Source organism: Flavobacterium sp. GSP27 (genome assembly GCF_003970395.1).
Lineage (GTDB): Bacteria > Bacteroidota > Bacteroidia > Flavobacteriales > Flavobacteriaceae > Flavobacterium.
Genome location: NZ_RYDP01000007.1, coordinates 144,411 through 170,956 on the forward strand (window position 1 = coordinate 144,411; position 26,546 = coordinate 170,956).

The window sequence follows — 26,546 nt, forward strand, 5'->3', positions numbered from 1 at the left end:
TTTTTGTTACTTTATTAAAAAAGCGCAATGAAACTTTAGCGATTTTTGACTTCCCTTTTATTTTTCAGACAAATCGAATTCTATCTTTTCAAGAAAACAGACTGGCCTTTATCGAAAATAATTTCAATTAATTGATTCGTCTTTGGAAAGAATTAATTAGCCCAATAAAATAAAAAACAATACTAAAATTATAATTAGTTCAATTTTTTGGCTTTAAAAAGAAACAAAAAACATTTTTTAAGGTTAATTACTATTATATAAAATAAAAAATTAAGATAAGATTAGGATTTTTAACTTAAAATTTAGATTTTTGAAGAATATAACCAAAAATCATAACTATGAAACTAAAGTTTAATGGATTCTTAGTACTACTACTAGTACTTGTGACGCAATTGACCTTTGCACAAGAACGATCTGTTTCAGGGATCGTTTCTGATAATGCAGGAATGCCTATCACGGGAGTCAGTGTATTAGTAAAAGGGACTAAATCAGGGACACAAACTGATTTTGACGGAAAATTTTCAATCAAAGCTACATCAAGCCAAATCTTGATTTTTAGCTATATTGGAATGAAAACTCAGGAAAGAGTAGCAAATTTCGAGAACTTGAAGGTTAAACTTATGGAAGACTCACAAGCTCTAGAAGAAGTCGTAATTACATCTCAAGGTATAAAAAGAGAGAAACAAGCAATTGGTTACGCAGTTAGCCAAGTTAAAGCAAAAGATCTAGAACAAAGGTCAGAAGGTGATATAGCTAGGGTTTTAAGCGGAAAGGCTTCAGGAGTGCAAATCATTAATGGTAGTGGTATTTCTGGTTCCGCAACAAACATCAACATTAGAGGCAACTACTCTGTTAGTGGATCATCTCAACCATTATTCATCGTTGATGGAGTTCCTTTTAGCTCAGACACGAATGCTAATGGTTCATTTATTAATGGTAACTCTGGTTCAAGTAGATTCTTGGATTTAGATCCGAACAACATTGAAAACGTAAGTATCCTAAAAGGATTTGCAGCTGCAACACTTTACGGAACTGAAGGTAGAAATGGTGTAATTTTAATTACTACAAAAAGTGGAAGTTTAAAAAAAGGACCTAAAAAAACAGAGATTTCTGTAAGTCAATCCCTTTTTGCTAACGAAATAGCATCTTTACCAGATTACCAAAATAAATTTGGTAACGGATTTGACCAAGCTTTTGGTAACTTCTACAGTAACTGGGGTCCTGGATTTTATCCAAATGGTATTGGTGGTTACACAAATCCAAATTCTGGAATTGCTGCTGATGGCACAATCAAACACCCATACGACAGAGCAAACTTAAATTCTGCTTTTCCAGAATATATTGGTAAAAGAGTACCTTATTCTGCAAAACCAAACAACGTTAAAGATTTTTTTAGAACAGGTATAGTTGCTAGTACTTCTGTTAATATTGCTGGAGCTTCAGCTGACGGAAAAACTAGTTTCAACTTTAACTTTGGTCATTTAGAAGATGAAGGATTTACACCTGGTAACAAATTAGGTAGAAATTCAATCTCTATTGGTGGTAAGTCTGCTTTAAGTAATAAATTTACAATTAGCGGAACTTTAAACTATTCAAATACTAATTTTAAAAGCCCACCAGTTGCTTTAAGTACAGGCTCAGGAGCTTCAGGAACAGGTTTGTCTGTGTTTTCAGATGTGTTTTACACACCTCGTAACGTAGACCTGATGGGATTACCTTTCCAAGATCCTATTACAGGAGGAAGTGTTTATTACAGAAATGATGGTGGAATTGTAAATCCAAATTGGACAGTAAACAATGCTTTCACATCACAATTAACAAATAGAGTTTTTGGTAATTCAGCTTTGAAATACGACATTAACGACAATTTGAACATAACGTATAGAGTAGGTATTGATAATTATACTGAAAGAAACGTTTCAGGAACTAATAAAGGTTCTGGAGGAGCATCTACCTCTGGACCGGTTTTAGGAGACTACAGAACATTTGATAACCTTAATACAATATGGGATCATAACATATTAGTAACCGGTCAGTACACGCTTACTGATAATTTAGGACTGAATTTCAGTGTAGGGGCAACTTCCAGATCCACTAAATATGACCGTCAGGGAGTTAATAGTGTAGAGCAATTAGGATTTGGAGTATTTAGACACTTCAACTTCAAAACACAAACGCCAATTCAGTACTCAGAAAGCCGAAATATTGCAGGTATCTATGGTCAAGTTGAACTTGATTATAATAAATGGGCTTATTTGACACTTTCTGAAAGAAAGGACTGGGTATCTAATACAAATATTAATACTTTGGATTACCCAAGTGCGAGTTTAGCGCTTATTCCAACAAAAATATTCTCTGAAATAGCATCAGATAAGGGTTTAAATTATTTGAAATTAAGAATGGGTTATGGTACCTCTGCTGGATTTGCAACAGGATATCCAGTTTCAAACAACGTAACATTAGCTCCAAGAGGAAACATAAACGATGCAGGAACTACATTTCCTATTGTATCAGCTTCAAATAACTTAGGAAATCCTAATTTGAGACCCGAACTATTGACTGAGATTGAACTTGGTTTTGATTCCAAATTTCTGAGTAATAGAGTAAGTTTAGATTTTTCTTATTTCAAAAGAAAAACAAAAGATTTAATTACCGACAGACCATTACCTCCAAGTTCTGGATTTGGATCAACAAAAACAAATATCGGTCAAATTGACGGAGAAGGTTTTGAAGTTGATTTAGGTGTAAGCGTTATAAATCACGCAAACAATGGATTTAACTGGGATGTTAGTGCTAACGTAACTAAATCTAAATCTATCGTTACTTCTTTAGGCCCTGACACAGAACAAATTGTTTATGATGGATATTCTAACTTAGGTAACGCTGCAATTCCTGGACAACAATTTGGGATAATTGTAGGTAGTAGAATTCAAAGAGATGCTAATGGAAATAAAGTTGTAGAAAGTACTGGTTTGTATAAAATCGAACAAGGTATCTTTAACATTGGTAATCCAAACCCTGATTATATATTAAACGTTTCTAATAGTTTTTCATACAAAAATTTTAATTTTGGATTTTTAATTAATTATACAGCAGGTGGAGATATGTTTTCACAAACAATCGCAACTTTGTTAGGTAGAGGTCTTACAACTGATACAGTAGATAGATTAAATACATATATTCTTCCTGGTGTAAAAGCTGATGGATCTGTAAATGATATTCAAATCAACAATTCAGATAATTATTTCAGTAATATTATAGCTGGTGCTGACGAAATGAAAATTTATGACGCAACTGTAATTAGACTTTCTGAAATATCTTTTGGATATAACATACCACGTAAATTATTAGATAAAACCCCATTTGGAGCTCTATCTATATCTGTATCAGGTAACAACTTGTATTACAATGCTATAAATACTCCTAAAGGAATCAATTTCGACCCTAACGTAGCTGGTCTTGGAGTAGGTAATGGTAAAGGATTTGACCACTTGAATGGCCCAACGGCTAAAAGATATGGTTTTAGTATTAAAGCAAGTTTCTAAATTTAAAAATAACAATTATGAACAATACGAAAAAAATAGCAAGTGTAATAATTTTGTTCTTAGGGGCATTATTATACTCTTCTTGCGAGACAATAGACATGGATATGAAAGAGGATCCAAATGCATTATCTGTTGACAAGGCAGATGTGGATTTCTATTTAAATGGTGTTCAACGTTCTTTTGCACTTAACATGCAAGCTTATGGTAGAACAAGTATGGAAGTAACAAGGATGACTAATATGTTTGGTAGAAGTTATGAAAATGCTTATAGCCCTGCTACATTAGACTCAAAATGGGCAGTTTCTTATCAAACAGTTTTAAAGAACATCCAATTAATGAATGTTAAAGCTGCAGAAAAAGGATTGAAACGCCATATTGGTATGGGACAGGTATTAGAAGCATACACTATTGTTAACTTAGTTGACTTTTTTGGTGATGTCCCCTATACTGAAGCTTTATTAGGAGCTACTAATCTAAATGCAAAGGCAGATACTGGAGCTTCAATTTACAATGCTGCTTTAGTTTTACTAGATAAAGCAATTGTAAATTTTTCAGAAACTAGTCCAACAACAACTACTTTCAATGATTTTTATTACAATAAAGATTGGACTAAGTGGATTAAGTTAGCTAATTCTATTAAGATGAAAATCTACATTCAAAGAAGATTAGTTGACCCTTCAGCTATCGCTAGTTTTAATACTATTGTAGCAACAGGAAACTTTATGCAAACTGCTTCAGATGATTTCCAATTTGACTGGAATTCAAATGTTAACAACCCTGATGGAAGAAGTCCTTTATACAGAGACAACTATTTAACTACAGGTACTTCTGAATACCAATCAAACTGGTTTATGGATTTAATGCTAAGTGACAAGTCTATAGCTGACCCTAGAATGAAATTCTACTTCTACAGACAGTTAAACGGACAATCACCAATTGACCCTACTACATTAAAATGTTCTATTGAACCAGCTCCAGCTCACTACGTAGCCGGAGGTTATACTTACTGTACTGTAGCTAATGGATACTGGGGCAGAGATCATGGAGACAATTTTGGTATTCCACCAGATGCTGACAAGAAAACTGCTTATGGAGTTTATCCTGCAGGAGGTCGTTTTGATGATAACACATTTAAAACTGTAAATAACTTAAGTGGAGCTAAAGGAGATGGAATTACACCAATATTACTAAGTTCTACTATGGATTTCTACAGAGCTGAAGCTGCGTTATACGGAGGTATAGGAAGTGCAAAAGCATTTATTTTATCTGGAGTTCAAAAATCATTCACTAAAGTGAGAGCTTTTATATCTAGAGATGCTGGTGCTATAGTATCAACTGTACCTGCTACAACAAGAGATGTAACTTATATGAACGAAGTTGGAAATAAATTTGATGCTGCTACTTTAACAGGTCAAAGAGAAATTCTTGCGAAAGAATTGTTCATCTCGGTTTTCGGAAACGGAACAGATGCATACAACTTTTATAGAAGAACTGGATTCCCTCAAAGAATTCAACCAAATCTAGAACCAAATCCTGGGCAATTTATAAGATCATTTTTATATCCAGCAAATGAATCTTCTTCTAATTCAAATATGAAGCAAAAAACTAGCGTTTCAGCAAGAGTATTCTGGGATAACAATGCTACAACTGGATTTCCAATTGGTAACTAATAAATATTAAACATGAAAAAATATATAAAAAACTTAACGTATTGCTTACTTGCAATGGGCATGGTACTATTACAATCTTGTAGTGGTGATGAAAGTACTGCAGACAATGTACTTGCCAACACTACAAGAGGCGCAATTTTAAGAACTTTAAAAGTAAACCAATCTACTTTTAATTTCTTTGATACAACTTCTAAATGGTCAGTAAATATTGAAGAACAAGATAGTAAAAATGGAGATCTTCTATCAGAAGTTAGATTGTATGTAAAACACACTAAAAATGGAGTAACAAGTGCCGAAAAATTAGTGAAATCATATTCCGCAACAGCCTTTCCAAAAGGATCTAATAATTTACCTACAGGTGAAGTAAGTGCTACACTTGCTGAGACTCTGGCTAAATTAGGGATTACAACTGGAGGTTACACTACATCCGATAAATTTACAATGAGATTAGAATTAGTGTTAACTGATGGTAGAACATTTACTAATACTAACTCTTCTAGTACAGTTGTAGGTGGAGTTTACTTCTCATCAGGGTTCGTATATTCAGTTCAATTCTTTTGTCCATTAGCTAATGCAGCTGCTTTCAATGGTAACTACAAAGTAACTGCTGATGCTTGGGCTGACTACTCAGTTGGAGATATAGTGCCTGTTCAATACGTATCCACTGATGGATCGTATACATTTAGAATTAGAAATACAAACAATCCATACTTAAACAATCCTTCGACATCCTATATGATAGTAACAATCAACCCTGCAAATGCAGTGGCAACTGTTACTGCTAATGAGCAGTTCGACTACACAGGCTGGATGAAGGTAACTGTGACTGGATCAGGATCTGTAGGTTCTTGTACTGGGGACATTAACTTAAGATTAAACTTCAGTGGATCGTCACAAAATCAAGCTTTTAACTTAGTTAAAATTTAGATTAAATAAATTTCCATATATCTAAAACCACCATCATTACGATGGTGGTTTTTTTTTATATATTTGCACCATGGAAAAAGAACATCAAATATTTGGGATTAGAGCTATAATCGAAGCCATACAAGCAGGCGCAACAGTAGACAAAGTCTACATTCAGAAGGAAGCGAGCAGCGAACTGATGAAAGACTTAATGAAAGTGATGAAGCGCGGTAATATTAACTTTTCTTATGTTCCGGTTGAAAAACTAAATAGACTAACGCCCAATAACCATCAAGGTGCAGTGGCAACCATATCCCCTATCTCCTTTTTTGATTTAGAAACGTTGATTGAATCTGTAATTGAAAACGGGAAAAAACCATTGTTCTTAATATTAGATCAAATCTCTGATGCGCGTAATTTTGGCGCTATCATCAGAACTGCTGAATGCACCGGCGTAAACGGTATTATTGTCCAAAAAGCAGGCTCAGCTCCTGTGAATGGTGATACGGTAAAAACCTCTGCAGGAGCTGTATTCAATATTCCAATTTGCAAAGTAGAACACATCAAAGATGCTATTTTCTTATTGCAAGCAAGCGGTATCAAAACAGTTGCTGCAACTGAAAAAACAGATCAAAACATCTATGATATCTCTTTGAACGAGCCTGTTGCTATAATTATGGGATCTGAGGATCGTGGTGTAAACCCATCTGTATTGAAGATTGTTGACGAAAAAGCTAAACTTCCCATGTTTGGAACTATTGGTTCTTTAAATGTATCCGTAGCTTGTGGTGCTTTTTTATACGAAGCGGTAAGACAGAGAAGTTAATTTCCAAACCCTTCCCAAAGAATAGGGAACCAAAACAAATTCACTAAAAATGAATCAAGACTCCCGTTTTGATTCATTTTTTTTATGCGCTACAACAGTGTAACAAATCGGGAGACTACACCAATAAAAAGAAGCAAATTCCTCAGGCTCGTCTCTCGGAAGATTTACAAAATTACCGTTGGCATCAAAACGCTGCATGAATTTATCCGCCAAGGGATCATAATCCGGATGTTCCCAATCATACTTAAGGACTTTTTTATACTCTGGAGTTTTATATACTAACGTAAGAAGGAATCCAGAGAGCAACCCTCCCAGGTGACCTTCCCAAGAAATAGACTTATTACCTGGAATCTCAGGACTTGGAAAAACATACCAAACTAAACCTCCATAAACAACAATCACGGCAAGAGACAAAGCTATTAATCTATTATACTTTGTTTGAATTCCCTTAAAAAAAATAAAACTAAACAACACATAAATCAAACCACTGGCTCCAATATGGTAATTCTCCCGACCAATAATCCACGTGATAAATCCAGACAATAGAATTCCATACCCAACAACCGCCAACGATTGTTTCGCATAGAAAAATTGTAAAGCGACCAATAATACCAATACAGGTATCGAGTTGTTGTACAAATGCTCTATATCACTATGAATAAAAGGACTGAACAAGATTCCTTGCAGACCTGAAAATGTTCGAGGGTAAATACCGTTTTGGACAAAGTCAAAATCAAATCGGATTTCGAGCCAAAAGACAAACCACAATACTACCACAAAAAAAAGAGGCAGTCCAATAACTAAATTCGTGAATTTAAAATGTTTGTCCATGAATCTTACTTGTTTATACGATCATCTTAATTCAAAAACTTCTCCAAAAGCAATTTAATGCAATTTTGTCATAGTACAACCCAAGAGTAAAATTAAACACAAGAATTCCTAGCCCAGATGGAAACGGCATCCCACGCTTTTTTGCGTGGATATAGTGTACAGCTGGAAATAGCTCCGAAAAATAAATTTGACAATCATAAATGGGCTTAGATTAAAAAAAATATTAATTTTGCACAATGGAAGCACCACTTGCAGAGCGCATACGACCACAAAAATTAGAAGAGTACATTAGTCAATCCCATTTGGTTGGACCAAATGGTTCCTTGACACAACAAATTACAAAAGGAATTATCCCTTCCTTAATTTTTTGGGGACCACCGGGCACTGGTAAAACTACTTTAGCGCAAATTATTGCACAGGAATCAAAACGACCCTTTTATATTTTGAGTGCCATCAATTCCGGTGTGAAAGACATTCGCGAGGTGATTGAAAAAGCAAAGCAAAGTGGGGGTTTGTTTACGGCTAAAAACCCTATATTATTCATTGATGAGATTCATCGTTTTAGCAAATCCCAACAAGATTCGTTATTGGCTGCGGTAGAAAAAGGGTGGATCACCCTAATTGGTGCCACAACAGAAAACCCTAGTTTTGAAGTTATTCCAGCACTACTGTCCCGATGTCAGGTGTATGTTTTGAACGCTTTTAGCAAAAAAGACTTAGAAACACTTCTGGAGCGCGCCATAAAAACAGACGCTTATTTGCAGACCAAAAACATTAAACTAAGAGAAACAGAAGCCTTATTGCGCCTTTCCGGTGGCGATGGACGTAAGCTGTTGAATATTTTTGAACTTGTTGTACATGCATCCGAAGAAGACGATGTTATAATCACTAACGAACGTGTTTTTGCTTTAGTACAACAAAATACCGTTTTGTATGACAAAACTGGCGAACAACATTATGACATTGTTTCAGCTTTTATAAAATCCATTCGGGGAAGTGATCCAAATGGCGCTGTGTATTGGCTTGCCCGCATGATTGAAGGCGGTGAAGATGTTAAATTTATAGCTCGTCGAATGCTTATCCTGAGTAGTGAAGATATAGGAAATGCCAATCCAACTGCTTTTATTATGGCCAATAATACCTTTCAGGCGGTTGCCACAATTGGATATCCGGAAAGCAGGATTATATTAAGCCAATGTGCCGTTTATTTAGCCACTTCCCCTAAAAGTAACGCTTCGTATTTGGCCATTGGAACTGCGCAACAACTTGTAAAACAAACTGGCGATTTACCGGTACCAATTCACTTGCGCAACGCGCCCACTAAATTAATGAAAGAATTAGGGTATGGCGAAGAATATAAATATGCACACGATTACACAAATAATTTTGCAGAACAAGAATTCCTTCCTAATGAACTGTCCAACAATCCCATCTATATTCCCGGAAATAACTCCCGAGAAAACATCACAAGAGAATTCTTAAAAAACCGCTGGAAAAATAAATATGGCTATTAAAACACAAAAAGGGATACACCGCAGTACATCCCTTTTAGAAAAATAATTAATTTATAATTGCACTAAAACTTTACCGCTATTTTTTCAGAATATAATTTGTCGTTTTCATAATACTCAAAAAACCATTGGTTGTTCTTAGCAATTAAAACACCTTTAATATCTCCTTTGAAAGCGATAAAAGATTCGGCACTAGAGGTTTTAAAAACTTTCATAACAACTTTTGGAGAACTATCAATCAACTGGAAACCGGTTGCCGTAGGCTGAGCATAAAGCAAATCCATTTCTTTTTCATCAGATACTGAGGCGCTGACTACTTTTTGAGCCAACACCACCGGAGCGGCCAAGGGCTTGGTAACTTCTGGCTCCATAGTTGTATTTATAGTACCGTTATATTTATATTGCAACTCATTAACGGATTCAAAAGCTTTGTTAAGCGCTTCGCCATACGCAGTTTCATATTGTTTCTCCTTGCTTTTCCCCACTGCAGATTGGAAAATTATTTTCCCGTAACAATCCTTAAGTGTCACAAATAACTTAGTCATCAAAAAAGCATTTTCTTTAACAACATCCATATACAACAAACTGCAACGGTCACTGTAGTCACTTGGAATGGCTTCTTTGCTGTAAAAAGCTTCAAAACCGGCTTTGTTTAGATTGAATTTAGACATTGTTGTCAGTCGATACTGATTCTCTGTTTTGAGGAAATCGTACTTAACGGGAATAATCACAGCTTTATAATCGTTTACCGATTGAGAATAGGAATAACTAACAACTAATATCAGCAGGAATACTAATGATTTTTTCATCTTTATAAATATTTTTTAAGTTCTAATAAATGGTTAATTTGTATGATGTGCTGTTCTACCTGAACTTTACTTTCATTAAAAAAAATAGCTTGCAGTCCCGCATCCAGTGCTCCTTGAACATCCGCTTCTAAACTATCACCAATCATGATACTTTTTTCTTTTTTGGCTTTGGCCAAATCTAAAGCGTAATCAAAGATAATGGGATTTGGTTTTTTTACCCCAGCCATTTCTGAATTAGTTATGGTCTGAAAATAGCTTCCAATTTTTGAATTGTTCAATTTTTTAAATTGCACTTCCGCAAAACCATTGGTTATAATATGCAAATTGTATTTAGGTTTTAAATACTCCAAAAGTTCCACTGTCCCATCAAAAAGATGATTGTTATCCGGCAAAAACCGAATATAATCCTCCGCTATAGTCTCTATTTCTTCATCTGAAATAGTATAACTCAACGCATCAAACGAGTGTTTCAATCGATTGTACCGCAATTCCTGATGGGTAATCTTATCGTATTGATAAAGTGCCCAACACGCTTGGTTAATTGGAACATATTTTTCAATAAACTCCTTGGTTGCTATCGTTGGATGATTTCTGTTAAAAATAGTCTCAAAAGTGAGCTCTGAATTTTTATCAAAATCCCAAAGGGTATGATCTAAATCAAAAAAAACGTCCTTTATATGTGTTTGTTTCATTTTGTAATTTTAAAATATCCCTTCATCTGCAAAGCTGAAATAACTGGTTTCAGTTATAATAAGATGATCTAATACTTTTATTTCTAAACTATCACCTGCCAATTTCAATTTTCTTGTAATTTGTTTGTCGGCATCACTAGGAATCAAGGTTCCGGAAGGATGATTGTGACACAAGATCAATGCTGTAGCTCCGATTTCGAGTGCCGTTTTGAAAACGATTCGCACATCGACCAATGTTCCGGTGATTCCGCCTTTACTCAATTGGGATTTCGACAGTACCTTATTGGAGTTATTCATATAAATAATCCAAAATTCTTCGTGTGGTAATTCCCCAATAATAGGCTGCATGATTTCGAAAATGATTTTGCTGGAAGTAATTTTTGTCAATTCCACAACCTCTTCGCCTCTTCTGCGTCTTCCTAATTCTAAAGCAGCAATAATAGAAATGGCCTTTGCCTCTCCTATTCCTTTAAATTGCATGAGCTGAGACAGTGATAATTTTCCTAAGGCATTCAAATTAGTATCTACGCTTGCCAAAATCCGTTTACTCAAATCCACCGCTGACTCATTCCTGCTGCCGGAACCTATCAAAATAGCTATCAATTCCGCATCACTCAAAACACTTTTACCTTTCAGCATTAGTTTTTCACGTGGTTTATCGTCTTCGGACCAATTGGTAATAGGAAAAAAGGAATTTTCAGCCATTCGCTTGTTGTTTAAATTTGTTTGCGCATGCAAATACTATTTTCTAAACCCACATAAGGCTCATAATTATCAACAATAACATATCCCGCTTTTTGATACAAAGCAATGGCTTCCTTTTGCTTGTATAATGTTTCCAAAACAGAAAATGATGATCCAGAATCCTGCGCCCAAAGTTCCAATTCTCGTAAAATAGTTTGAGCCAATCCCATTCCTCGCACCTCAGGAGAAACAAACATACGTTTTATTTCAATTGTATTTTTATCATATTTTTTAAAACAACCGCAAGCAACAGCTTCGTTTTTTAGATATACAACAATAACATTTGGGTTTAATTCCAAAATATTATTACCCCAATAGTCGGTTTTTAATTCGGGATAACGCTCCCATAAACTTTTATCTAAAGCGCTAATAAGAGCCATAAAGTCAGGATTTTCGCTTGTAGTCTTAGCAATTCTTATAGAATCTTTCATAGCATTATTTACTTTACCAATTCCTTTACTTCATCAAAATTCAATCCGCCGTAATTACCGGAACTCATCAACAACAAAGCCGAATTTTCAAGGTTTAAATTAAACAAATAATCCGCAAAATCTTTTGGATTGGTATAAATAATTAAATCTTTTTTGTTAAACGCAGTAGCAATTTGCTCGTGTGTTACTTCCTCCAATTGTTTGATTTTTACGGCATCGGGCGAATAGAAAACTACTGCTGTATCAGCATATTCAAGTGCGCCTTCGTATTCTTTCAAGAATTCTGCATTCAAGCTACTATAAGTGTGAAGTTCTAAACAGGCCACTAAGGTACGATTTGGATATTGTTCTTTTACCGCCTTAGTCGTTGCCGCCACTTTACTTGGGGAATGTGCAAAATCTTTATAGGCCACTTTTGTTTTACTCTCCGCAATTTTTTCTAATCGTTTTGATGCACCTTTGAAACTGGCAATGGCTTCATAAAAATCAGCTTCATCAACACCCATATTCTGGCAAATCCATTTGGCACCAGCCAAATTATTAAGATTATGTGCTCCAAAAACTTCAATTGGCATGTCGCCTTCCGGAGTTTCCAGCAGTGTCACACCCTCATTAACAGTATATTTGGGGGTATGATAGGCTAATTTTCGGATTGGATTTGTAGCCGCTTCTGCAACACGTTTTACTTCAGTATCATCTTCATTATACACGAGAATCCCGCCATTGGTAATTTTGCCAATAAAAATTTCGAACTGCTCAACGTAATTTTCATACGTGGGAAAAACATTGATATGGTCCCAAGCAATCCCTGAAATTAGAGCAATATTCGGTTGGTATAAATGGAACTTTGGTCTTCTGTCTATCGGCGAGGACAAATATTCATCTCCTTCTAAAACGATAAAGTCATTCTCTTCCGTAAGATGCACCATTGTATCAAATCCTTCCAGTTGAGCGCCAACCATGTAATCTACAGCAATGTCATGGTAGTGCATTACATGCAAAATCATCGAAGTTATAGTTGTTTTTCCATGAGAACCACCAATAACCACACGTGTTTTATTTTTAGATTGTTCGTATAAAAACTCCGGATACGAATATATTTTGAGTCCTAATTCCTGGGCTTTCAATAATTCAGGATTATCTGCTTTGGCATGCATACCAAGAATTACAGCTTCAATAGCTGATGTTATTTTTTCAGGAAACCAGCCTAATGCTGGCGGTAAAATCCCTTTTTTGTCTAATCTAGATTTTGACGGTTCAAAAATGGCGTCGTCACTTCCCGTAACTTGATATCCTTTGTTGTGTAATGCTAAAGCCAGATTGTGCATGGCGCTACCTCCGACAGCTATAAAATGTGTACGCATTAATTGTTTTAATTTAGAGTTTTACAGTCCAAGTGAATTAAAAACTACTTTGAACCTTTTTGTTATTATAGGATTCTAAAAGAGATTTTGCCTTTTCAGTTTCATTCATTTTATCATTATATAAGCTAACCAGCTTTTGGTAACTTATTTTTGAACCACCAGCCAGAATTGCTTTTTTATACTGCTGTTCCGCACCTTTATATCGTTCGAAATATTCCTCAATATGTCCTCTGGACAAATAACCATCAACAGGCGACAACCGCAATAATTCATCGGAATATTTCATAGCCTTAGTTTCACTCCCGCCAACAATTCCCGGTAACTGAATGTATATTTCAATCAAAGCCCAACGCGCCTCTATATGTTTTGGATTCAGATTGATGGCTTTTTCAAAGGAGGCTTTAACTTCCGCAATCATCCCAAGCGCCTTAAATTTACTGCTCTCTTTAGCTCTCATTCCCATCGCACCACCATATTTATAATAATAATTGGCTTCTGATGGTTTTACTGTTTTTAGCTTTTTATAATAGGTAATTGCTTTTTCCCATGAATTATAATAACCGGCAATATCGCCTAAATACTCTATCGTCTTCAAATCTGAAGGATTCGTTTTTAGTATTGATTCAAATATTGTTTGTGCCTGCTCATACTTTTCCTCTTTGAAGAGTTTTTGCGCTTTTTCAAAATTGGATTGTGACCAAATCATAATAGGAAACAATAAAAAAACTAGTATACTATGTTTCATGCTTCAAAAATAAGGAAAATTTAAAGTATTAAACAGCTTTTTTAATCTTAAAAAAGTTAACAAATCAATATGCGTAGCGTGTAATAATAATATATACGAAACATTATCATAACACAGAGTAATTAATTTCGTCAAAACAAATTATGAAAAGAAAGAGAAAAATTCCTTTAGTCGTATTGAGCGATGTACACTTAGGAACATATGGTTGTCAGGCCAATGAATTACTACAATATTTAAAATCGATTCAGCCAAAAATGTTGGTTTTAAATGGAGACATTATTGATATGTGGAGTTTTAGCAAAAGATATTTTCCTGCCTCACACATGAATGTATTGCGACAAATCATAAAAATGTCGAATCAAGGAACTCGAGTTATTTATATTACGGGAAATCATGATGAAGCTTTAAGGAAATATTCCGATTTTATTTTAGGGAATTTTGAATTGGCAGATAAATTGATCCTGGACTTAGATGGAAAAAAAACCTGGATTTTTCACGGGGATGTTTTCGATTCTTCTACGAAAGGTTATGCTAAAATTTTAGCTAAACTTGGCGGAAAAGGCTATGATTTATTGATTTTGATAAATAGTTTTATCAATTGGGTTTTAGTGCTTTTGGGAAAAGAAAAAAGAAGCTATTCTAAAATGATTAAGGACAGTGTAAAAAAAGCCGTCTCTTTTGTGTCAAATTTTGAAACTACAGCCGCCGAAATTGCTATTCAAAAAAAATACAGTTATGTAGTTTGCGGACACATTCACAAACCCCAAATGAGGGAAGTACAAAATGAACATGGAAAGGTTATGTATTTAAACAGCGGTGATTGGGTCGAAAACCTTACCGCATTGGAATACAAAAAAGAAAAATGGAGTATTTACCAGTATAAAAAAACGGACTATATAGACCATGAGAACAAAGAAGATGCAATTATAAATGACATTGTAACCAAAATTTTATCTTAATAACCCTGAGGAAAAATCATCTTATCCTAATAAATCCATATTTAAAAGAAATCAGTTATAATCCAATCTAAATAACAAACATGAAAATATTTTATGCTATTCAAGCCACTGGCAACGGTCATATCAGTCGAGCTATGCAACTTTATCCTTATTTACAAAAATTTGGCACTGTAGACTTCTTCATGAGTGGAAATAATGCTAGCCTAAAAATTGATTTACCAGTAAAATACAAAAGCGACGGTTGCAGCTTGCACTACAGTAAATGTGGTGGCTTGAACTACTGGAATATTGCAAAAAACATTAGGCCAATACAGATGTTCAAAGATGCAAGCTCTCTACCTTTAAAAAATTATGATGTTGTAATAAATGATTTTGATTCAATTACTTCTCTTGCTTGTAAATTACAGAAAGTACATTCGGTACAATTTGGACATCAAGCTAGTTTTGCGTCAAAATTGACACCAAGACCAGAAAAAAAAAGCCTTATGGGAGAAATAATTCTAAAACATTATGCTCCTTCTCCACAGTATATTGGACTGCATTTTGAGAAATACGATTCTTTCATTCTCCCTCCAATTATTAAAGATGAAATCATACAAGCCGAACCAAAAGACTTAAAACACATAACGGTTTATTTACCGTCTTTCCAAAAAGATTGTTTAGAAAAAGCGTTTAATAAACGCTCCGAAATTAATTTTCACTGGTTTTTGAATGATGTAAAACTCAAACATACCATTGGCAACATCACGTATTATCCTGTAAATCAAAAACAGTTCAATCAAAGCTTAATCAACTGTCATGGTGTCATAACCGGTGGTGGATTTGAAACACCCGCAGAAGCATTGTATCTTAGAAAAAAAATACTCAGCATTCCTATACGAAATCATTATGAGCAGGAGTGTAATGCTGCAGCACTAAAAAAAATGGGGGTTCCAATAGTTTATGAAGTAGGTGATAATTTTGATTTAATCATAGAAAACTGGCTTAATAAGGATACTCCTACGCCTAATATACTAGCTAATACAGTCCCTGACACATTACAGTTCTTATTTGACACCTACAACAGTAACTAATTCTTAAATTATGGCAACAAAAAAGGTGTTCTAAAAGAACACCTTTTTTGTGAAATTTATGAAAATTAGTCGTTCAACATTTTCCACAACTTGTCTTTTAATTCTGTCAAACCTTGTTGAGCCACAGAAGAAATAAACATATACGGAACATCCTTGAAAGCAACGTCTAATTCTACTTTTAGCTCTGCTTTTAACTCATCATCAAGCATATCGCATTTAGAAATCACCAGCAAACGCTCTTTGTCAAGCATTTCGGGATTATATTTTGTCAATTCATTTACCAAAATATCATATTCCGCTTTGATATCCGGAGTATCCACTGGAACTAAGAACAATAAAGTTGAATTCCGTTCAATATGGCGCAAGAAATAATGTCCAAGACCTTTTCCTTCGGCTGCTCCTTCAATAATTCCGGGAATGTCTGCAATTACAAAAGATTGAAAATCTCTGTAGGCTACAATACCAAGATTTGGTTTCAAGGTAGTAAACGGATAATCGGCAATTTTTGGTTTTGCAGAAGTCAAAACTGACAATAATGTTGATTTTCCTGCATTAGGAAAACCTACCAAACCTACATCAGCCAGCACTTTTAATTCTAAAATAACATCCATCTCTGCTCCAGGCAATCCCGGTTGAGAATATCTGGGGGTTTGATTTGTTGAGCTTCTAAAATGCCAGTTACCTAAACCACCTTTCCCACCGCGAGAAAGAATTTGTTTTTCACCCTCATCAGTAATTTCAAATAATATTTCTCCCGTTTCTTTATCCTTTACAACAGTACCCAGCGGCACTTCGATAAATTTATCGTCACCATCTGCACCGGTACTCCTGTCTCCACTTCCATCTCCACCATTACCGGCTTTGATATGTCTGGCAAACTTTAGGTGAAACAATGTCCAAAGTGCTTTATTTCCTACCAAATATACATGGCCACCACGACCACCATCACCACCGTCAGGGCCTCCTTTTTCAATAAATTTTTCTCTGTGCAAGTGCGTAGATCCTTTTCCTCCTTTTCCGGATGAAACATATATTTTAACATAATCTACAAAATTCCCTTCAGTCATTTTTTTTTGTTTAAAAGTTTATAGTTTAAAGATTAAAGATTAGCGGCACACTAACTTTACACATTAAACTTTAAACCAAATTTTAACCCTTTAAGGCTTTCACCATCACTTTATCAATCTTGACGCCATCCATATCGATAACTTCTAACTCAAATTTTTGCCAAATTAATTTCTCTCCTTGTTTGGGTATGTGAGATAGTTCCGTCATTATTAATCCACTCACCGTAGTAACTTCATAATCATTGATTAGCTCATCTAACTCAAAGTACGTCAAGAAATCGTGCAACGAATAATGTCCGTCAACGAGCCATGTTCCATCTTCTCTTTCAATTAACTGAAAATCATCTTTATAAAAATCCGAAGCATCACCAACCAGCGCTTCCAGAATATCATTCAGTGTAATAACACCCTGAAAAACACCATATTCATCAGATACAAATGCGTAATGTATTCCGGTTTTTTTAAAATTCTCTAACGCTACATACGCCGTGGTTTGCTCCATCATAAAGGGAGCTTCGGTCATAATATCAGCCAAATTGAAATTTTGGTTCTCAAAATGGGCAAAAATATTTTTTAGGTTAACAACCCCTACAATATCATCATAATTCTCACCGTAAACAGGATAAATAGAATGCAACTCTTTAAGCATAAACTCTCTAACCTGTTCTTTATCTGCATGAAAAGGTAGAAAAACTACTGATTTTCTATGTGTCATCAAAGAATTTATTTTCCGATCACCAATATGAAAAACGCGTTCCACAATATCTTGCTCTATTTCCTGAACTTCGCCTCCTTCAGTTCCTTCTTTGATAATCGCTCTAATTTCTTCTTCTGTAACTTTGCCGTCAGCTGTTGGTTTTATTTGTAAAATACTCAACAAAAATTCCGTTGAATGCGTCAACATCCAAATGAATGGAGCCATAATTACCGAAATAATTTTCATTGGTAATGCCACTGTTTTTGCAATGCTTTCCGGATGATTTAAACCAATTCTTTTTGGCAGTAATTCTCCTAAAACCATAGAAAAAAAAGTTAAAACCACTACAACAATCCCAACAGAAACAGAATGGGCATACGGTTTGAGTATCTCGAAATTATTGATGTAAGTTTCGACGTCAAATGTGATTTTATCCCCACTATAAATACCGGTTAGAATCCCTATCAAGGTAATTCCTATTTGTACGGTTGATAAAAATTTGTTTGGAGAATTGGCTAATTCCAATGCAATTTGAGCATTTTTATTCCCTTTTTTTGCAGAAGTTTCTAATCTATTTTTACGTGCCGAAATCAATGCGATTTCTGACATGGAAAAAATTCCATTAAGCAGTATTAGAAAAAATATTATTAGTATTTCCAATTTCTTAGTTGATTCGTTTGTGTATTAAAATGTGATTCCTCCATTTTTTGTTTTGAAATCGGTTGTTTGTAACCTCAATTTTATAGCCCAGATAACAGTGAAAAGCCCAAAGGTAAAAAAACTATTTTTCTTGAGGCTTGCAAAGTACAGCTGGAACTGCTCCTATAAATGATCAATAACGGTACTTACTCTTTGGGTAATTTCTGCAATGGTACCAATTCCGTTTACTGCGTGAAATTTCCCTTGTCCCTGATAATAATCCATTAATGGCACTGTTTTTTCGTTGTATTCCTGGTAGCGATTTCTGATCTTTTCTTCGTCTTGATCGTCAATTCTGCCACTTGTTTTTCCTCTTTCTAACAATCGTTGTACCAGGATTTCGTCATCAGCTTCGAGTGCAATTGTTGCGGCAACAGTCGAACTAATTGAAACAAGAAATGCATCTAAATCTTTGGCTTGTGATAGTGTTCTTGGATATCCGTCAAATAAAATTCCGTTTGTGTCTGGATGTTTATTTACCTCATCAATCAACATTTTTGTCGTCAATTCATCCGGTACTAAATCCCCTGCATCCATATAAACTCTTGCTTGTTTGCCTAATTCTGTGTCGTTTTTTAAATTAAAACGAAATACGTCGCCCGTGGAAATATGCGTTAATTTGTACTTGTCTTTCAAAAATTCTGCTTGAGTTCCTTTTCCTGCTCCTGGTTTTCCAAATAAAACAATGTTAGTCATAATGTGTTGGTAATTATTCTTTTAGTTTATATACTTCGGATAAATTTCTTCCTAAACCATCATAATCCAAACCAAAACCTACAATAAATTTATTTGGGATTCGAATCCCAATATAATCTATTTTGATATCTTTTGTGTATGCCTCTGGTTTGAAGAAAAGTGTCGCTATTTTGAAATGCTTTACATTTTGTTTTTTGAATAATTCTTTGAGTTCCACTAAAGTATTTCCGGTATCTACAATATCCTCTAGTATGATAACGCTACGTCCAGTCAAATCCTGATTTAATCCGATTAATTGTTTTACCTCATTTGTGGTAGAAGTTCCTTCATAAGAAGCCATTTTTATAAAAGATACTTCACATGGTTTTTTATACTGTTTCATAAAATCAGAAACGACCATAAAAGCTCCGTTTAATACACCTACAAAAACTGGTATTTCATCAGCGAAATCATCTTCTATTTGCGCCACCATTTTAGCAATGGCAAAATCAATTTCTTTAGCAGAAATAAACGGAACAAATTGTTTGTCGTGAAGTTGTATCATTATTTTCGTTTTTAAAATAATGTGCAAAGATACAGAATTCGGATTTGTGAATTGATAAATGAGAATTAATTTGTAATTTTAAGTAAATTTCACATAAAAGGGCCTCAAAATGTATTGAAAGTAACAAAAGTTATAATAAAAATTCCGAAGAAAATAAAATTGTGTTTTCGGATTCCATCATTATAAAGTATCTTTGCTCAAACATACAATTACACCATGAATTATTTTTCTTCTGATTTCAAATTAGGAATTCTCGGTGGCGGACAACTGGGCAAAATGCTATTGTTTGACACCCGAAAGTTCGACATACAAACCTATGTTTTGGATCCAAGTGATGAAGCACCTTGCAAAATAGCTTGTGACCAATTCTTCAAAGGGGATTTAATGGATTTTGAAACCGTGTATAACTTTGGTAAAAAAGTAAGTGTTTTGACTTTTGAAATCGAATTAGTCAATCTGGAAGCTTTGGTAAAACTGGAAGAAGAAGGATTAAAGGTATTTCCTTCGCCAAAAACGTTGAAACTCATTCAAAACAAAGGAATTCAGAAAGATTTTTACATTCAACATACCATCCCAACCGCAAATTACAAGCGATTTGACAATTTAAAAAGTCTTATTGTTGACATTCTAGATTCGAAAACAAAACTACCGTTTGTGTGGAAATGTACGGAATTTGGTTATGATGGAAATGGCGTAAAAGTGATTCGACACATTTCGGATTTGGATAATTTAGCCAATGTAGAATGCATTGCCGAAGAAATGATTCCGTTCAAAAAAGAATTAGCTGTCATCGTTTGTCGCAATCCTTCCGGTGAAATAAAAACGTATCCTGTGGTAGAAATGGAATTTCATCCCCAAGCCAACCAAGTAGAATATGTGATTTGCCCAGCTCGAATTGATGATACAGTAGCCGAAAAAGCAAGAGCTATCGCATTGAATGTTTCTAAAAAATTCAATCATGTGGGATTATTAGCCGTAGAAATGTTTCAAACCGAAGACGATCAAATCCTTGTGAACGAAGTGGCTCCACGCCCGCACAATTCAGGTCATTACTCGATTGAAGCCAGTTATACCTCGCAATTTGAAAATCATTTGCGTGCCATTCTAGATTTGCCTTTAGGGAATACAGACAGTAAAGTAGCCGGAATCATGGTAAATCTAGTGGGCGAAGAAGGTTTTTCAGGAGATGTAGTCTACGAAAACATCGAAAAAATACTGGGATGGAATGGTGTTACGCCACATATTTACGGAAAAAAACAAACACGTCCCTTTAGAAAAATGGGACACGTAACCATCGTAAATGAAGACATCAACGAAGCCCGAAGAATTGCTGAGGATGTAAAGAATACGATTAGAGTGATAAGTTAATTAAAAGATTGAAAAAATTAAAGATTGAAAAATTAAAAAAATTAATTAAATTGAATTTCTCAAAAATCTTTAAATGCTTAAATCTTTAAATCTTTAAATAAGAAACAATGAAAGTAGCCGTAATAATGGGAAGCATCTCAGATATGCCGATCATGCAAGAAGCCATAGATATCCTAAAAGCATTTGAAATCGAAATTGAAGTCGATATCGTTTCGGCACACCGAACGCCTGAAAAATTATTTGATTTTAGCATGAACGCACATACTCGCGGTATTTCTGTGGTTATTGCCGGTGCTGGTGGCGCGGCACATTTACCCGGAATGGTCGCTTCAATGTCGCCACTTCCCGTAATTGGCGTTCCTATAAAATCCAGTAATTCAATCGATGGCTGGGACAGCGTTTTATCCATTCTGCAAATGCCAGGTGGCGTTCCCGTAGCAACCGTAGCCTTAAATGGCGCCAAGAACGCAGGTATTCTTGCCGCTCAAATCATAGGAAGTCACAACAAAAGTGTCCTAGAGAAAGTAATTAAGTACAAAACCGGATTGAAAGAAGCCGTCAATATCGCTTCCCAAAGCCTCCAAAAATAAAAAAAGCTCCATTACAGAGCTTTTTTTATGAATTCAAATAGTGAAATAATTTATTCTGCATCAACAACAATTTCAAGAACTCCTTCAAATTCTGATGCAATAATGTCCTCTCTGCTTAACCAGTATTCAGAAGTTGTAATCGTATAATTCACATTATCCGTGGTCTTAACATCCCATAAAATATCTTCCGCTTCCGAAAAAGGGACGTTTTCAGTCATTGGCAGATCGAACAATCTTTTGATCAAATTACTGCCAGACAAACCGTTGTTTAATAATTTCAGAATATTTTCTTTAGTCAATTCGCTTTCATTTTCACCTTCGACCGGGACCAAACTGCATTCAACAATCGTCGCTTTTGCATTAGGAAAAGTACCGTTGTAAGCTTTGAAAAGCAATTGATTGATATGAAACAATGTTGAATGCAATCCAATTTCAGGATATTCTTCACATACTTTATCTAAAAGCATATCGTTTGAAATTTGCTGAATTTGACCTTCATTCAAATCTTCTGATAATTTGTATTCCAATAGTATTGCAGCGGCATCTTTTGGTTCGAAATCACTTATTGCCATAAACAATAATTCCCTTAAACTGGCAGCATCCCCATCGGCAGCATCCGGATAATCAAACTTTCCCAAGAGTTTTATATAATCCTCATTTGTCCAATATTCTTCAACCTCATCAACAGTATTCGCTCTATTTATTGTAATTTGATAATTCATCTTTTCTTTTAGTTTATTATATTTTTTTCGGTTCATTTTTTACAAAACCAATCATTTTTTACAATTTAAGGCTTTATTACTGCCAAATGAAATAAATAACATTTAAATAACACTTTTGAATCCGCTATTTTGGTCCAAATCAATTCCTTGGACAAACACATTTTTTTTATTAAATCCGTACCTTTGATTTCTTTAAACATCAAATTATTTTTATTACAAAATACAAATGAGCATCCTAACACACCCTTTCAATACAAAGTACAATACTGCACCTTTTTCGAAAATTAAAAATGAAGATTTCCTTCCTGCTTTTCAAAAAGGAATCGAATTGGCAAAAGCCGAAATCGATGCGATTGTACAAAATCCGATAAAACCCACTTTCGAAAATACGATTGAAGCATTAGCGTTCAGCGGCGATGTTTTGGACCGAATCTCAAGCATCTTTTTCAACTTGAATTCAGCCGAAACCAATGACGAAATTCAAAAAATCGCTCAGGAAGTTTCGCCTCTGCTCTCTGAATTTGGCAACGATGTGCGTCTTAATCCGGATTTATTCGCACGAGTAAAAACAGTGTATGAGCAACGAGAAAAACTGAATCTCAATCCGGAGCAAACCACGCTTTTAGACAAAAAATACAAAAGCTTTTCCAGAAATGGAGCGAATTTACCGGAAGATAAAAAGAATCAATTGCGAGAAATTGATAAAGAATTATCAAAATTGAGCTTGCAGTTTGGCGAAAATGTTTTGGCCGAAACACAGTCCTATCAACTGCATATTACTAACAAAACAGATTTAGCCGGTTTGCCAGAGGGAACTATCGAAGCCGCTCGTTCATTGGCTAAAAGTCAAGAAAAAGAAGGATGGATTTTCACATTGGACTATCCTAGTTATGTTCCGTTTGTGACCTATGCTGACAATCGGGAATTACGCATGGAAATGGCAATCGCTTTTGGTGCCAAAGGTTTTCAAAATAACGAATTTGACAATCAGGAAATTGTACTAAAAATTGCCAAATTGCGTTTTGACAGAGCGCAAGTTTTAGGTTATGCTACGCACGCTCATTTTGTACTTGAAGAAAGAATGGCCGAAAGTCCGGAGAAAGTAAAAACCTTCTCGAATGATTTATTAGAAAAAGCCAAACCGGCAGCTTTGAAAGAATTTGCACAATTGACCGCTTTTGCAAAAGAGCTTCACGGAATCGAGCAACTTCAAAAATGGGATGGTGCGTATTATTCGGAGAAATTGAAGCAGCAATTATTCAATTTGGATGATGAAATTTTAAAACCGTATTTTCAATTAGAAAAAGTTTTGAACGGTGCTTTTGCAGTAGCGCAAAAATTATACGGAATTACTTTTGAAGAAGTTTACGAAGTAGATAAATACCATGAAGAAGTAACAACATACGCAGTAAAAGATGAAGACGATCAATTAGTTGCGGTGTTTTATGCTGATTTCTTTCCAAGAAAAGGCAAACGAAACGGAGCTTGGATGACTTCTTTTAAATCGCAATATGTTAAAAAAGAAATTAACGAAAGACCTCATATTTCTATTGTTTGTAATTTCACGAAACCTACCGAAACAAAACCATCCTTATTAACTTTTAACGAGGTAACAACTTTATTTCATGAATTTGGTCACGCGTTGCACGGAATGTTAGCCAACACGACATATCCAAGTTTGTCCGGTACTTCAGTATATTGGGATTTTGTGGAATTACCAAGTCAGATTCTGGAAAACTGGTGTTACGAACCGGAGGCCTTGGCGTTGTTTGCCTATCATTATGAAACCGGCGAAATGATTCCGATGGAATTAGTCCATAAAATTAAGGAAAGTGCCAGTTTCCAGGAAGGAATGGCAACGATGCGTCAATTGAGTTTTGGGTTATTAGATATGGGCTGGCATGCACAAGATCCATCTAACATCAAAGACATCAAATCTTTTGAAACCGAACAATTTGCAGCCACACAATTGTATCCTGAAGTAAAAGAAAATGCGATGAGCACTTCTTTTTCACACATATTTCAAGGCGGGTATTCCTCGGGTTATTACAGTTATAAATGGGCCGAAGTGCTGGATGCTGATGCTTTTGAATATTTCCAAGAAAAAGGTATTTTTAATAAAGAAGTGGCCACCAATTTCAAAGAAAACATACTTTCAAAAGGCGGAACAGAACACCCTATGATTTTGTACAAACGCTTCAGAGGACAGGAACCAAAACCGGAAGCTTTGTTACGAAGAGCAGGATTGGTTTAGAAAAAACTTATTGAAAACCTGAAGTAACAGGCTTCGGGTTTTTTCAATAGTATTTCACATACCTACAAAAAATTAAAACCAACAAAAAAATGAGTTTCTTATAAGCCGAGTGGAATAATTTAGCCCTGAATTAATTATATGGTCAATCCGGAAATTCTAGAGAAATATGTCCCAAAAGGAACAGAAATCGATTGATGGAACGGCAAATGTTATGTTAGTTTTATTGGTTTCTTGTTCGAAAACGTGCGCGTTTTAGGAATGAAGATCCCGTTTCTTTCTGATTTTGAAGAGGTCAATCTTCGTTTTTACGTTAAGCGTTTTGAAAATGGTGTATGGAAAAGAGGTGCCGTTTTTATCAGCAAAATTGTCCCAAAACATACTATTACACTTGTTGCAAATACGTTTTACAATGAGCATTATAGAACGCTACCGATGAAACACGTTTTGAAAGTCAATGGAAACTCCCGAGAATTTATATACCAATGGAAAGTAAAAAACAAATGGAATACGATTCAGGTAACAACCCAAAAAAAACCCATTGCAATTGCACCGGATTCCGAAGCTGAGTTCATTACGGAGCATTATTTTGGGTATACCAAAATCAACGAAAATGCAACTTTTGAATACGAAGTCACGCATCCCCGATGGCAACAATTTGAAGTAACGAAAAACGAGTCAGTAATTGATTTCGAAGGCGTTTACGAAAAAGAATTACTTACGGATTAATTAACTACAACGAAACGGTTACCTGGCGCGGTAAATATTTTGGTTTCTAAAAACCCCTTATTCCTTTTATCCTCGAAAGAAACAAAGTATTAAAAGCTTTGTCTGAAAATAAACAGTAAAAACCAACACACTACGTACACAAAGACCAAACTACTTCAAAAATTCTCGAAAATTATCTTTAATCAACACTAGAAAAATATCCTATTCACCAAATTAATACTATTATTAGTGAACGTACTCACCAATTAAGTGCTTTTTAAAATAATAAAAGTAACAACCACCAAACTATCGGAATGCTTTCAACACAAAAAGAAGTATAATATTTTGATCGTTTTTCATTGGCAAAAATCAAAAATAATGAAATCATCAGTACTAAAATGAAGTTTACAATCAATTGATCTTTATCTAAATTACTTTTAAAAAATTCCAATAAATAAAATGGAATCAAAAGTAACAGTCCCAATATTTTGGTACGGTTTGCTCCTATTTGTTGGGGTACGGTTTTAAGATGCGGATCGTCATGTGCCATATCAATGATTTCAAAAACAAGCACCAATACAAAAATCAAGATAAAGCGTTGCATGCATTTTAGATAGAAATCTATGGTTATTGGGATGCCCGCATCTAAAATTGGGAGTCCTAGCGTGACACCCACCCAGCACAATGCTACGATATAAATTTTGACACCAGCCCAATTTCTTGCGTTTTTTTTATTTGGAAAAAAAGGAAGCGTATACAACAAGGTAATACTCAAAAAAACAATAGCGGTAATTTGCGTCACTCGTTCCAGCATAAAGAAATAATAGCCTACAAATATAAGGGAGCAAAAACTAAACAAAGCAATCCCTTTTAGTTCCTTGCGCATTTTTATCTTTTTGGATCGAGCCAAAGCATCGTATTTCACAAAATTATACCCCACAATAGTTCCAAAAAAAACAAAATTAGCAACTGGTTCACCTACTGGAATGTGGAACATATAGTTCGTCATTCGGACCAAAGCATAACACGATAAACCCACGTGAATACTACTATTTATATAAAAATCGAATATTTGTTTAAAAAACCTCATTAGACAAA

Annotated in this window: 24 protein-coding genes; 11 read left to right on the forward strand and 13 right to left on the reverse strand. The window is 34.9% G+C overall.

What is annotated here, in order from left to right; translation table 11 throughout:
- The first annotated feature begins 338 nt into the window (after positions 1 to 338).
- From EKM05_RS08365 to rlmB, 4 genes are all read left to right on the forward strand, one after another.
- Positions 339 to 3,545 carry a SusC/RagA family TonB-linked outer membrane protein gene (locus EKM05_RS08365; RefSeq protein WP_126554566.1) on the forward strand — a complete coding sequence of 1,069 codons (3,207 nt, stop codon included), beginning with the start codon at positions 339 to 341 and terminating at the stop codon, positions 3,543 to 3,545.
- A 53-nt stretch (positions 3,546 to 3,598) separates the two neighbouring features.
- Positions 3,599 to 5,215 (forward strand): SusD/RagB family nutrient-binding outer membrane lipoprotein, encoded by a 1,617-nt coding sequence (locus EKM05_RS08370; RefSeq protein ID WP_233589443.1) that lies wholly within the window; start codon positions 3,599 to 3,601, stop codon positions 5,213 to 5,215.
- Between the two features lie 60 nt (positions 5,216 to 5,275).
- On the forward strand, positions 5,276 to 6,142 hold the full coding sequence (locus EKM05_RS08375; protein WP_126554568.1) for a hypothetical protein: 867 nt from the start codon (positions 5,276 to 5,278) through the stop codon (positions 6,140 to 6,142).
- 70 nt (positions 6,143 to 6,212) lie between these two features.
- Positions 6,213 to 6,947 carry a 23S rRNA (guanosine(2251)-2'-O)-methyltransferase RlmB gene (rlmB, locus tag EKM05_RS08380; protein ID WP_126458809.1) on the forward strand — a complete coding sequence of 245 codons (735 nt, stop codon included), beginning with the start codon at positions 6,213 to 6,215 and terminating at the stop codon, positions 6,945 to 6,947.
- 54 nt (positions 6,948 to 7,001) lie between these two features.
- On the opposite strand, the gene EKM05_RS08385 is transcribed toward rlmB, so the two are convergent.
- Entirely contained in the window at positions 7,002 to 7,778 is a 777-nt protein-coding gene (locus tag EKM05_RS08385) for a rhomboid family intramembrane serine protease (protein WP_126458806.1), read from the reverse strand.
- A gap of 236 nt (positions 7,779 to 8,014) precedes the next feature.
- On the opposite strand from EKM05_RS08385, the gene EKM05_RS08390 reads away from it, so the two are divergent.
- Entirely contained in the window at positions 8,015 to 9,292 is a 1,278-nt protein-coding gene (locus tag EKM05_RS08390; RefSeq protein WP_126451798.1) for a replication-associated recombination protein A, read from the forward strand.
- A gap of 62 nt (positions 9,293 to 9,354) precedes the next feature.
- Here the strand turns inward: EKM05_RS08390 and EKM05_RS08395 are convergent, their stop codons facing one another.
- From EKM05_RS08395 to EKM05_RS08420, 6 genes are read right to left on the reverse strand one after another with little or no spacing between them, the layout of a single operon-like run.
- Positions 9,355 to 10,098: a hypothetical protein gene (locus EKM05_RS08395; RefSeq protein WP_126554570.1), complete on the reverse strand. Its 744-nt coding sequence runs from the start codon at positions 10,096 to 10,098 to the stop codon at positions 9,355 to 9,357.
- 2 nt (positions 10,099 to 10,100) lie between these two features.
- Entirely contained in the window at positions 10,101 to 10,790 is a 690-nt protein-coding gene (locus EKM05_RS08400; protein ID WP_126451796.1) for a YjjG family noncanonical pyrimidine nucleotidase, read from the reverse strand.
- A gap of 9 nt (positions 10,791 to 10,799) precedes the next feature.
- Positions 10,800 to 11,495, reverse strand: coding sequence for a DNA repair protein RadC (radC, locus tag EKM05_RS08405; protein ID WP_126451795.1), 696 nt, complete (start codon positions 11,493 to 11,495; stop codon positions 10,800 to 10,802).
- A gap of 11 nt (positions 11,496 to 11,506) precedes the next feature.
- Positions 11,507 to 11,965 (reverse strand): GNAT family N-acetyltransferase, encoded by a 459-nt coding sequence (locus tag EKM05_RS08410; RefSeq protein ID WP_126458793.1) that lies wholly within the window; start codon positions 11,963 to 11,965, stop codon positions 11,507 to 11,509.
- Positions 11,966 to 11,973: 8 nt separating this feature from the next.
- The gene (murC, locus tag EKM05_RS08415; protein WP_126554573.1) at positions 11,974 to 13,329 is read right to left on the reverse strand and encodes a UDP-N-acetylmuramate--L-alanine ligase; all 1,356 of its coding nucleotides are present in this window, start codon (positions 13,327 to 13,329) and stop codon (positions 11,974 to 11,976) included.
- A gap of 37 nt (positions 13,330 to 13,366) precedes the next feature.
- Positions 13,367 to 14,074, reverse strand: a complete 708-nt coding sequence (locus tag EKM05_RS08420; protein WP_126458787.1) for a lipopolysaccharide assembly protein LapB — start codon at positions 14,072 to 14,074, stop codon at positions 13,367 to 13,369.
- Positions 14,075 to 14,217: 143 nt separating this feature from the next.
- Between EKM05_RS08420 and EKM05_RS08425 the strand changes: the two genes are divergently transcribed.
- Positions 14,218 to 15,033, forward strand: coding sequence for a UDP-2,3-diacylglucosamine diphosphatase (locus tag EKM05_RS08425; protein WP_126458781.1), 816 nt, complete (start codon positions 14,218 to 14,220; stop codon positions 15,031 to 15,033).
- 80 nt (positions 15,034 to 15,113) lie between these two features.
- Positions 15,114 to 16,106: a glycosyltransferase family protein gene (locus EKM05_RS08430; RefSeq protein WP_126554575.1), complete on the forward strand. Its 993-nt coding sequence runs from the start codon at positions 15,114 to 15,116 to the stop codon at positions 16,104 to 16,106.
- A 65-nt stretch (positions 16,107 to 16,171) separates the two neighbouring features.
- On the opposite strand, the gene obgE is transcribed toward EKM05_RS08430, so the two are convergent.
- The 4 genes from obgE to hpt all read right to left on the reverse strand — a co-directional run bounded on the left by obgE (position 16,172) and on the right by hpt (position 19,809).
- Positions 16,172 to 17,173, reverse strand: a complete 1,002-nt coding sequence (gene obgE / locus EKM05_RS08435) for a GTPase ObgE (RefSeq protein WP_126451789.1) — start codon at positions 17,171 to 17,173, stop codon at positions 16,172 to 16,174.
- A gap of 82 nt (positions 17,174 to 17,255) precedes the next feature.
- Positions 17,256 to 18,530, reverse strand: coding sequence for a hemolysin family protein (locus tag EKM05_RS08440; protein ID WP_126554578.1), 1,275 nt, complete (start codon positions 18,528 to 18,530; stop codon positions 17,256 to 17,258).
- Positions 18,531 to 18,692: 162 nt separating this feature from the next.
- Positions 18,693 to 19,265, reverse strand: a complete 573-nt coding sequence (locus EKM05_RS08445; protein ID WP_126554580.1) for an adenylate kinase — start codon at positions 19,263 to 19,265, stop codon at positions 18,693 to 18,695.
- A 13-nt stretch (positions 19,266 to 19,278) separates the two neighbouring features.
- Positions 19,279 to 19,809: a hypoxanthine phosphoribosyltransferase gene (gene hpt / locus EKM05_RS08450; protein WP_126458767.1), complete on the reverse strand. Its 531-nt coding sequence runs from the start codon at positions 19,807 to 19,809 to the stop codon at positions 19,279 to 19,281.
- Between the two features lie 216 nt (positions 19,810 to 20,025).
- Between hpt and EKM05_RS08455 the strand changes: the two genes are divergently transcribed.
- Positions 20,026 to 21,177 (forward strand): 5-(carboxyamino)imidazole ribonucleotide synthase, encoded by a 1,152-nt coding sequence (locus EKM05_RS08455; protein ID WP_126554582.1) that lies wholly within the window; start codon positions 20,026 to 20,028, stop codon positions 21,175 to 21,177.
- Between the two features lie 107 nt (positions 21,178 to 21,284).
- Positions 21,285 to 21,767: a 5-(carboxyamino)imidazole ribonucleotide mutase gene (gene purE / locus EKM05_RS08460; protein ID WP_126458759.1), complete on the forward strand. Its 483-nt coding sequence runs from the start codon at positions 21,285 to 21,287 to the stop codon at positions 21,765 to 21,767.
- A gap of 50 nt (positions 21,768 to 21,817) precedes the next feature.
- On the opposite strand, the gene EKM05_RS08465 is transcribed toward purE, so the two are convergent.
- Positions 21,818 to 22,525 carry a hypothetical protein gene (locus EKM05_RS08465; RefSeq protein ID WP_231507387.1) on the reverse strand — a complete coding sequence of 236 codons (708 nt, stop codon included), beginning with the start codon at positions 22,523 to 22,525 and terminating at the stop codon, positions 21,818 to 21,820.
- A gap of 190 nt (positions 22,526 to 22,715) precedes the next feature.
- Here EKM05_RS08465 and EKM05_RS08470 point away from each other — a divergent pair, with 190 nt between their 5' ends.
- Together EKM05_RS08470 and EKM05_RS08475 are read left to right on the forward strand one after the other, a co-directional pair.
- Positions 22,716 to 24,743 carry a M3 family metallopeptidase gene (locus EKM05_RS08470; RefSeq protein ID WP_126554584.1) on the forward strand — a complete coding sequence of 676 codons (2,028 nt, stop codon included), beginning with the start codon at positions 22,716 to 22,718 and terminating at the stop codon, positions 24,741 to 24,743.
- Positions 24,744 to 24,986: 243 nt separating this feature from the next.
- Positions 24,987 to 25,469: a DUF2071 domain-containing protein gene (locus tag EKM05_RS08475; RefSeq protein ID WP_304984559.1), complete on the forward strand. Its 483-nt coding sequence runs from the start codon at positions 24,987 to 24,989 to the stop codon at positions 25,467 to 25,469.
- 256 nt (positions 25,470 to 25,725) lie between these two features.
- On the opposite strand, the gene EKM05_RS08480 is transcribed toward EKM05_RS08475, so the two are convergent.
- Positions 25,726 to 26,445 carry a hypothetical protein gene (locus tag EKM05_RS08480; RefSeq protein ID WP_370275751.1) on the reverse strand — a complete coding sequence of 240 codons (720 nt, stop codon included), beginning with the start codon at positions 26,443 to 26,445 and terminating at the stop codon, positions 25,726 to 25,728.
- Between the last annotated feature and the right edge of the window lie 101 nt (positions 26,446 to 26,546).